The sequence below is a fragment of the Bifidobacterium catulorum genome (genome assembly GCF_003129925.1).
Classification (GTDB): domain Bacteria; phylum Actinomycetota; class Actinomycetes; order Actinomycetales; family Bifidobacteriaceae; genus Galliscardovia; species Galliscardovia catulorum.
In genome coordinates this window covers 1-8,283 of record NZ_QFFN01000055.1, presented here as the reverse complement: position 1 = coordinate 8,283, position 8,283 = coordinate 1, and the positions used below count along the sequence as shown (strand labels likewise).

General features: G+C 63.9%; 5 protein-coding genes and 1 pseudogene. All 6 read right to left on the bottom strand.

What is annotated here, in order from left to right; translation table 11 throughout:
* Positions 1 to 116 precede the first annotated feature (116 nt).
* Positions 117 to 2,783 carry an Rne/Rng family ribonuclease gene (locus DF200_RS10200; RefSeq protein ID WP_241520234.1) on the bottom strand — a complete coding sequence of 889 codons (2,667 nt, stop codon included), beginning with the start codon at positions 2,781 to 2,783 and terminating at the stop codon, positions 117 to 119.
* A gap of 783 nt (positions 2,784 to 3,566) precedes the next feature.
* Positions 3,567 to 4,772 (bottom strand): succinyl-diaminopimelate desuccinylase, encoded by a 1,206-nt coding sequence (gene dapE / locus DF200_RS10195; protein WP_109138162.1) that lies wholly within the window; start codon positions 4,770 to 4,772, stop codon positions 3,567 to 3,569.
* An 87-nt stretch (positions 4,773 to 4,859) separates the two neighbouring features.
* Positions 4,860 to 5,660: a ribonuclease HII gene (gene rnhB, locus DF200_RS10190; protein ID WP_109138161.1), complete on the bottom strand. Its 801-nt coding sequence runs from the start codon at positions 5,658 to 5,660 to the stop codon at positions 4,860 to 4,862.
* On the bottom strand, positions 5,660 to 6,328 hold the full coding sequence (gene lepB / locus DF200_RS10185; RefSeq protein ID WP_241520233.1) for a signal peptidase I: 669 nt from the start codon (positions 6,326 to 6,328) through the stop codon (positions 5,660 to 5,662). The genes rnhB and lepB overlap by 1 nt, the downstream gene beginning before the upstream one ends.
* A gap of 165 nt (positions 6,329 to 6,493) precedes the next feature.
* Positions 6,494 to 6,865: a 50S ribosomal protein L19 gene (gene rplS / locus DF200_RS10180; protein WP_109138159.1), complete on the bottom strand. Its 372-nt coding sequence runs from the start codon at positions 6,863 to 6,865 to the stop codon at positions 6,494 to 6,496.
* 933 nt (positions 6,866 to 7,798) lie between these two features.
* Positions 7,799 to 8,283, bottom strand: a pseudogene (locus tag DF200_RS10175) (hypothetical protein); the annotation flags it as partial.

The following is an 8,283-nucleotide window of genomic DNA, read 5'->3' as shown; positions in this document are numbered from 1 at the left end:
CGCAGCTTGTGCAGCTGAGCCGTCAAGCGGACAGTCCAGTGGACTGTCCGCAGGCGAAGGGAGCGGGCCACCAAGGCCCGCGACGGGCGGCTGCACCCTGGCACAACGAGCTCAGATTATTTATCCTCCTCAGCGGCAGCCTGTGCAGCCGCCGCAATCTGCGCAAGCTTGGCCTTGACGTCGGGCGTGGAGCCCTTCGGCATGGCCGGGTCCTCCTTGGGGGCGGGCGCGGACGAGCCGTGGTTGTGCTTGTTGGTCTTGACGAACGGGTCGCCGCCCTTGAGGGCGTAGGGGTCGTCGTAGCTGGCGGAGACGGTCGGCTTGTCGTGCAGGATGAAGCCGCGTCCCTTGCAGGTCGGGCATTCCTCGGAGAACGCCTCCACGAGGCCCTGCCCCACACGCTTGCGGGTCATCTGCACGAGACCCAGCGACGTGACCTCGGCCACCTGATGCTTGGTGCGGTCGCGGGCGAGGCATTCCACCAGACGGCGCAACACAAGGTCACGGTTGGCGGGCAGCACCATGTCGACATAGTCGATCATGACCATGCCGCCGATGTCGCGCAGTCGCAGCTGTCGGGCGATCTCCTCGCTGGCTTCGAGGTTGCAGCGGGTCACGGTCTCCTCCAACGACTTGCCCTTGCCGATGAACCGGCCGGTGTTCACGTCGATGGTGGTCATGGCCTCGGTGCGGTCGATGACGAGCGAGCCGCCGGACGGCAGATACACCTTGCGTTCCATGCCCTTGCGCAGCTGGCTGTCGATGCGCCACTGGTCGAACACGTCCTTGCCTTCGTGCTCCTCCGGATCCCACTTCTCCAGCTTGTCCTGAAGGTCGGGGGCCATGGTCTCCAGATATTCCTTGATGCGGTCGTAGACCTTGTCGCCTTCGACGACGAGCTTGCCGAAGTCGTCGTTGAAGATGTCGCGCACCACGCGGATGGCCACGTCGGGCTCGCCCTGCAGCAGCTTGGGGCGCTTGGAGTTGCGGGCCTTGGCCTCGGCCTCCTTCACATGCTCCCACTGCCTGGTGAGGTTCTCCAGGTCCTTTTCGATGGCTTCCTTGGAGGCGCCTTCGGCGGCCGTGCGGATGATCACGCCCATCTCCTTGGGCGCGATCTTGGAGACCACGTTCTTGAGGCGCGTGCGTTCACGGTCGGGCAGTTTGCGGCTCACGCCGGTCATGCCGCCGGACGGCACGAGTACGAGGAAGCGGCCGGCGAGCGTGACCTGCGAGGTCAGTCGAGCGCCCTTATGGCCGATCGGGTCCTTGGTCACCTGCACGAGCACCGGATCGTTGGAACGGAACGCGAGCTCGATGCGGCGCGGCTGGCCGTCGAGACGCGTGGTGTCCCAGTTGACCTCGCCGGCATACAGCACGCCGTTGCGCGGCTGACCGATGTCGACGAACGCGGCCTCCATGCTCGGCAGCACGTTCTGCACGCGGCCGAGATAGATGTTGCCGACGGTGGAGACCTCCTGGATGTCGGAGACGTAATGCTCCACGAGAATGTTGTCCTCGATCACCGAGATCTGGGTGTGCTGCTCCTTCTCGCGCACGACCATCAGACGGTTCACGTTCTCGCGGCGGGCGAGGAAGTCCTGTTCCAGCAGCGTGGACTGGCGGCTGCGGTCGCGGCGGTTATCACGACGACGCTGCTTCTTGGCCTCCAGACGGGTGGAGCCCTCGATGTCGGTGATCTCGTCGATGTACTGCTGCTTGCGGCTGCGACGGATCGTCGGCTCCGGCTCGGCCTCGCCCTTGGATCCGCGGCGGCGGCGACGGCGACGGGTCACGGTGCCGTCGTCCTCGTCCTCCTCGCGTTCACGCTCACGTTCGCGTTCGATGCGGCGGGGACGCGCCGTCTCCGCCTCCTCGTCGCGGCCGGCGCGGCGACGACGACGGCGGGAACGTGTCTCGCCGGCCGATTCGTTCTCGTCATCGGCGCCGGTATCGATCGGGGAATAGTGGATGTCGTCGTATTCGAGGTCCTGCTCGATCTGTTCGACCTCGGCGGCGGCACGACGCTCCTGGGCGTTCAGACGGCGCGAACGACGCGAACGACGCGACTCCTCACGCTCATCGGCGTCGTCACGGGCGATGTCACGTCCCGCGTCGCGGACGGATTCGGATGTCTCCTGCTGCTCGTCATCGCGGGCGACCTCGTCATGGTCCCGTTCCGCACGACGACGGCGACGACGTCGCGTCGTCTGCACTTCGAGACGATGCTCATCATCATCCTCGTCGCGATCGGTCGTTGCGGCGGGCTGGGGCGCGGGATGCGCGGCCGGCAGCACCGGCTCCTGGAACAGCAGCGACGTCATCGGACGGACGCGGCTGGACGGCTTGGCCTCCTCCTCGCTCGGCGAGGAGAACAGCGACACGGTACGACGGACGCTGCGCTTCGCGGACGGAGCCTTGACCGCGGACTTCGCGGACTCGTCCTTGCCGGTCGCGTCTTCGGCGGCGGCTTCATTCACGGAAGCGGCACGTCGAGTCTTACGCGGCTTGGCGAGGATGCCCTTGTCGGTGAACAGTTCGTCCGCCAACGCCTTGACGCGGCGACGACGGGATTCGTCGACGGGGTCCTTCGCCGACTTCTCCTCGTCGGGGGTGGTGGAGGGATGAGACTCCACCTTCACCGGCAGTTTGGCGCCGGCCGCGCCGGCCACACGGACCACACGGCGTCCGCCACGACGACGGCGCGGGGCCGGGCCGTTCTGGGACACTTCGGCATTATTATCTGCGGCGGCTTCCACGCCGTCGTTGTTTTCGGTTATCACAAACGCTCCTTGGAAGCATGCTGCATCACGCTTCGGTTCCACCCTGAAACAGTCTGTCAACACCGTACTGTCACTACGGCCGCGCGATAACGCCACTGCTCAGGCACTGCTAGCAAAGTCTGTATCGGAGAAAACGGACACCGGCGCTTCCGGCGCTTCACAATGTTCAATGCGCCACGGAAGGGGATCGACGTTTTCCGCACATCAGCGGCATGCAGAACCGCCATCTCTCATTATGGCACACCGTAGGGATGAACCGTGACAGGCGCCTCGGCACGCCACCAACTCCCCTCAGCCGCGCTACACGCGACAGCTCCCCTCAGCCGGCTTACGCCGCCAGCTCCCCTCAAACCCTGAGGGGAGCCGACTGGCCGGAACGCTCAGCACAAGGCTCCCCTCCCAACGGAGGGGAGCTGTCAGGCGTCAGCCTGACTGAGGGGAGCTCCACACAGCCTCCGCCGCACGCCCGACGCAATCGCGCGCCGCACCTAACGACCTCCCACCAATCGGCCCCCCTCCCTGAGGAGAGCCGCCAGCGAAGCCGACTGAAGGGAGAACACCGACACAGCCAACACCACCAACTCCCCTCAGCCGGCTTACGCCGCCAGCTCCCCTCAAACCCTGAGGGGAGCCGACTGAATGGAGCGCTCAGCACAAGGCTCCCCTCCCAACGGAGGGGAGCTGTCAGGCATCAGCCTGACTGAGGGGAGCCCCACACAGCCTGCCGCACGCCCGACGCAATCGCGCGCGCTGCGCCTAACGACAGTCCACCGGACTGTCGTCTTAACGGCGCAGCCATTCGCCTAGTATGTCGGCGAGGGTGGTGAGCTGGGATTCAGGAACCTGCTCATCGGCCTTGTGCGCAAGCAACGCATCGCCGGCACCGAGGTTTACGGCCGGCACGCCAAGCTGCGAGAAGCGCGCCACATCGGTCCACCCCATCTTCGCCTGCGGGTCGCGACCGGTACGCGCCTTCACCAGCGCTGCCAATGACTGCGCAAGCGGCGTATCCATACCAGGCCGCGCCGCCGGCGACTCATCCTTCATCTCGATGCCGAAGCCGGCGAACACACCACCCGTGGCCACATGCTCGCCATTGCCCAGCTCGGCCCCAGCGTCGCCGCCGATCATCAGCGCCTTCGCCTCGGCAAGCGTCTTGTCGGGCGCAAAACGATAATTCACATGAATACGGCACTCATCGGGAATCACGTTCGTGCCCTTGCCGCCGGAAATCAGCGTGGCGTTCAGACCCTCGCGGTAATCCAATCCGTCGACCGTGATCGTCCGCGGCTCATACGCGTTCAACCGGTCCAACACCTCGCCGGCCTTGTGGATCGCATTCTCCCCCATCCACGCGCGCGCCGAATGCGCGGCCACGCCATGACACACCACATCGAACCGAATCGTACCGTTGCAGCCGCCCTCGATGCCGCAGCTGGTCGGCTCGCCGATGATCGCGAAATCACCCCGCACCCAGTCAGGATGAGTCTCGACCACCTTGCGCAGACCGTTCTTGCTGGCCTCGACCTCCTCATGATCATAGAAAATATACGTCAGATCGTATGCCGTGCACGAAACGTCGTCGAGCGTGGCGGCGAGATACAGCATCACGGCGTCGGACGGCTTCATATCGGTGGCGCCACGCCCCCACAGCACGCGCTCGCCGGGATTGTTTTCGGCGATTTCGGCACGAATCAGCGAATCGCCGGGCTCAAGCCATTTCGGCGGGAAATTGTCGATGACGGGCACGGTGTCGATATGCCCGGCGAGCAGCACGCGTTTGGGCCGGCCGAAATCCGTGGAGGCGACGACCGTGTCGCCATGCCTGTGCACGGTCAGATGGGGGAACCGTCCGAGGAACCGTTCGATGGCGTCGGCAAGGGGGCCTTCGTCGTCACTTACCGAATATGCGTTCATCAACTGCATCAGCAGCGTATTCAAGGCGTCATTGCGCGTAGCCGCGCGGTCGAAATCAATCTCAATCGTCATGATTGCTATCGTAGCAATTCACGAATCGCGAGATACACCCCGTTTTCGGCCCAAAACAGGGCCTATCTCGCGATTCGTGAACTGGATCTACGCCAGATGCCACGTTTTGCGATGGTATTCCGTCGCCCCATGCGCGGCGATGGCGGCGCGATGCGGCACGGAGCCATACCCTTTGTTGCTCGCCCACGCATACGCCTCGAATTCGGGGTGCGCGGCCGCCAGATCGGCCATCATACGGTCGCGAATCACCTTGGATATCACGGCCGCCGACGCCACCGACGCGCATTTGCGATCGCCCTTGACGATGGTCGTCATCGCGATCGGCTCCAGCAAAGGCGGCGCGTCGAACGAATTCACCACGGGGGTGATGTAGTCGTTCGGCCCATCCAATATGCCGGCCACGCGCAGTTTCGCATGGTTCATCCGCAGTCCCCGCTCCTCGCCGCCGACGCCGGCGATCGTGCCGTGCCAGTCCGGCGAGAAATCCTTCGGCGCCTCGGAGACGCCCAGATCGGTGTGCCCGCCTGTGGTGATCAGCGTCTCGATCTCGTTCAGCGCGCGCACGGCGGCCACGCCCAACGCATAGACGATGCCCCATTCGTCGACCTCGCGGGAGCTCACCGATCCGACGGCCCACGCCGCCGACCATGCCTTCAACGGCTCCAGCAACGATTCACGACGCACCTCCGTAAGCATCTTCGAATCGGCGACGCCCGTCGGCACGGTCCACTCGTCGACGTGGCGCGACAGCAGCGCGCACGCCCCCACCATGGCCGGCCCGGCAAGCGATCCACGACCCACCTCGTCGAACCCGACAACGAGGGAATATCCCCTGCCGGCCAACCTGCGTTCGTTGTCGAGCGTTGGGACCTGTCGTGGAATCACCATTATTTCACCCCCGAAATGCCCGGGACCTTGGCGAACGCGTCGTCGGGACGGCCCAGACCAGCCCAATCACTCACCGGCCAATACACGGCGAACGCCACGCCCTCAACGTCGCCGATCGGCACCAGACCGTTGGAACCGTCCTCCTGATGCGCGCGGGAATCGGCGGAATTGGAACGATTGTCGCCCATGACGAACAAATGACCTTCGGTGACTTTCACGCTGAACGCATAATCGCTGGGATGCACGCCCGGACGGATGAACGACGAATCGTCGATCGCCACGCCATTGACGGTGACCGGCTGGCCGGGCCCCTTGCATTCGACGGTGTCGCCGGGCAATCCGATGAGCCGTTTGATGAGCAGATCGCTTTTCACATTCGGACCGAGCCAATGGGCCGGGTCCTTGAACACGACGATGTCGCCGCGTTTGAGTTCGAAGAAACGCGGCGTGAGTCGCGATGCGACGACCTTGTCGCCGACCTGCAGCGTATCGCGCATCGATTCGGACGGAATCTCGTACACGCCGATGACGAACATGCGCAGGAACAGGACGATGACCAGCGGAATACCCGCCCAGACGAGCAGATCGCGGAACGTCATGCGGTCGGGGTTGGAGGAGGCCCTGCGACGACGTCCGTTCGATTCGTTGACGGCGGTCGATTCAGCCATGAAAAACGCTCCCCTGATCATCGGACGTGGTATGCATCATGATTATACGAGCATTTGCATATGAGGAAACCCGGAACGGACACGAGTCGCACATATGGGAAAACCCGGAACGATCGCATACGACGTTCCGGGTTTTCGAAAAGCCTAATGACGGGCCTGACTGAATCAGGCGGCCTTCTGGCTGTTGTCGCGGCGCTCGACGATACGAGCGGCCTTGCCGCGCAGGTTGCGCAGGTAGTACAGCTTGGCGCGACGGACCTTGCCCTTGCGGACGAGCTCGATGGAATCGATCACCGGGGAGTGCAGCGGGAAGCGACGCTCCACGCCCACGCCGAAGCTGATCTTGCGAACAAGGAAGGTCTCGCGCACGCCGCCGCCCTGACGGGCGATCACCACGCCGGTGAAGGCCTGGATACGGGAGTTGTTGCCTTCCTTGATGTTCACGTTCACCTTGACGGTGTCACCAGGACGAAAGGCCGGGATCTGGTCGGCCGGCTTCATGTGCTTGGCGTCAAACGCTTCGATTGCATTAACCATAATGCTTTTCCTCCATTGCCGCCGCATATCAGCGCAAGTCGGGGGAAGATGCGGTTCGGCGGCGGACGATATGCCGCTGCCGGCGTCTTCCGAAATTCGGTATCCCTTCGGGTTTGCCTTCAGGGAGTGCGCCGATCCGATCGATGACGGTCTGGACCTGTTGAGGCGCGCATCTATGCGGCAATCCACGCCTCGGCACAACTCTTCAAGTATACACGCGGTGCGGACCGAATGATGCAGGGACGTACGGCGAGCGACGAAACGTGAGTCGGGGCGGGCGGAGGCGGGCGGCGGAAAGGCGGTGCGGACCTAGCGGATGCCATTTCAGCGACCCCTTCCCTGCGCGCTGGTTATGACCTAGACTGACCCGACCCGACCCGTTCGCGCCCGAACCGACCCGGTCGCTCCCGGCCCCTTCCCTGCGCGCTGGTTATAACGCACGCATACGCAAAACCCAGCGATGGCACCGCCTCCGCATAGGTTTGAGCGCACCGATGCGTTATAACCAGCGCCAGGCCCATCTCCGCAACGGGTTTGACTCACCCATGCGTTATAACCAGCGCCAACACATTCGCCGCGATGGGTTTTGCGCATACATGCGAAAAAACCCGCCGCAAGAAGCGACGGGCTTGCGCCAAGCACCCTCAACGGGAACAGAGACGAAACGCAGACGCGTCAAGCCCCTCCACAGAGGAAGCGACGAACGCCGCGTGCGGCAGCTCCCGTCCGAGGCCGAAGGCGCTGAGCCGTCAAGCGGACAGTCCAGTGGACTGTCCTCAGGCGCTGCGAGCACGAGGAGCGCGTAGCGCCGGTACGTCGAGCGCCCCGGAAGGAAAAGGAAATAACGCGTGCGGTATCCGCCGTCCGAGGCCGAAGGCGTACGAAGGTACGTCGAGCGCCGAGGAAAGGGGGGGGGGGCTGACGCTCCGCCGATCATTTCTCTTCGTGGTAGGACTTTTCGGTGTTCACAGACCACACGTTCTTCTTCGACGTTTTACCGGTGCGAATGTTCTTGACGGCTTCGATGGCGGTGGCCATGGAGTGGTCCTGGTTGTTGTAACGGTGCTGGCCGTTGCGGCCGACGCAGTAGAGGTTGCCGAAGCCGTCGAGGTATTCGACGAGTTCGTCGATGTGCTGCCAGGTGTCGAAGTAGGCGGGGTATGCCTTGGGCACGCGTTCGCGATGGGAGTCGAGGACGTCCTGGGGACCGTTGATGACGCGCATGCGGGTGAGTTCCTTGATGGCGAATTCACGGGCTTCGTCGTCGGTCATGTTCCAGAAGGCGTCGCCTTCCTCGCAGAAGTATTCGAGTCCGATCCAGACGGTGTCGTCGACGTTCTTGACGAGGTAGGGGCTCCAGTTGTTGAAGACCTGGATGCGGCCGACCTTGTACCCGGGGTCCTGCACGTAGATCCAGC

Excerpts from the sequence above, each read along its gene's own strand:
- dapE (WP_109138162.1), bottom strand. The coding sequence starts at position 4,772 with ATGACGATTGAGATTGATTTCGACCGCGCGGCTACGCGCAATGACGCC.
- rnhB (WP_109138161.1), bottom strand. The coding sequence starts at position 5,660 with ATGGTGATTCCACGACAGGTCCCAACGCTCGACAACGAACGCAGGTTG.
- lepB (WP_241520233.1), bottom strand. The coding sequence starts at position 6,328 with ATGGCTGAATCGACCGCCGTCAACGAATCGAACGGACGTCGTCGCAGG.
- rplS (WP_109138159.1), bottom strand. The coding sequence starts at position 6,865 with ATGGTTAATGCAATCGAAGCGTTTGACGCCAAGCACATGAAGCCGGCC.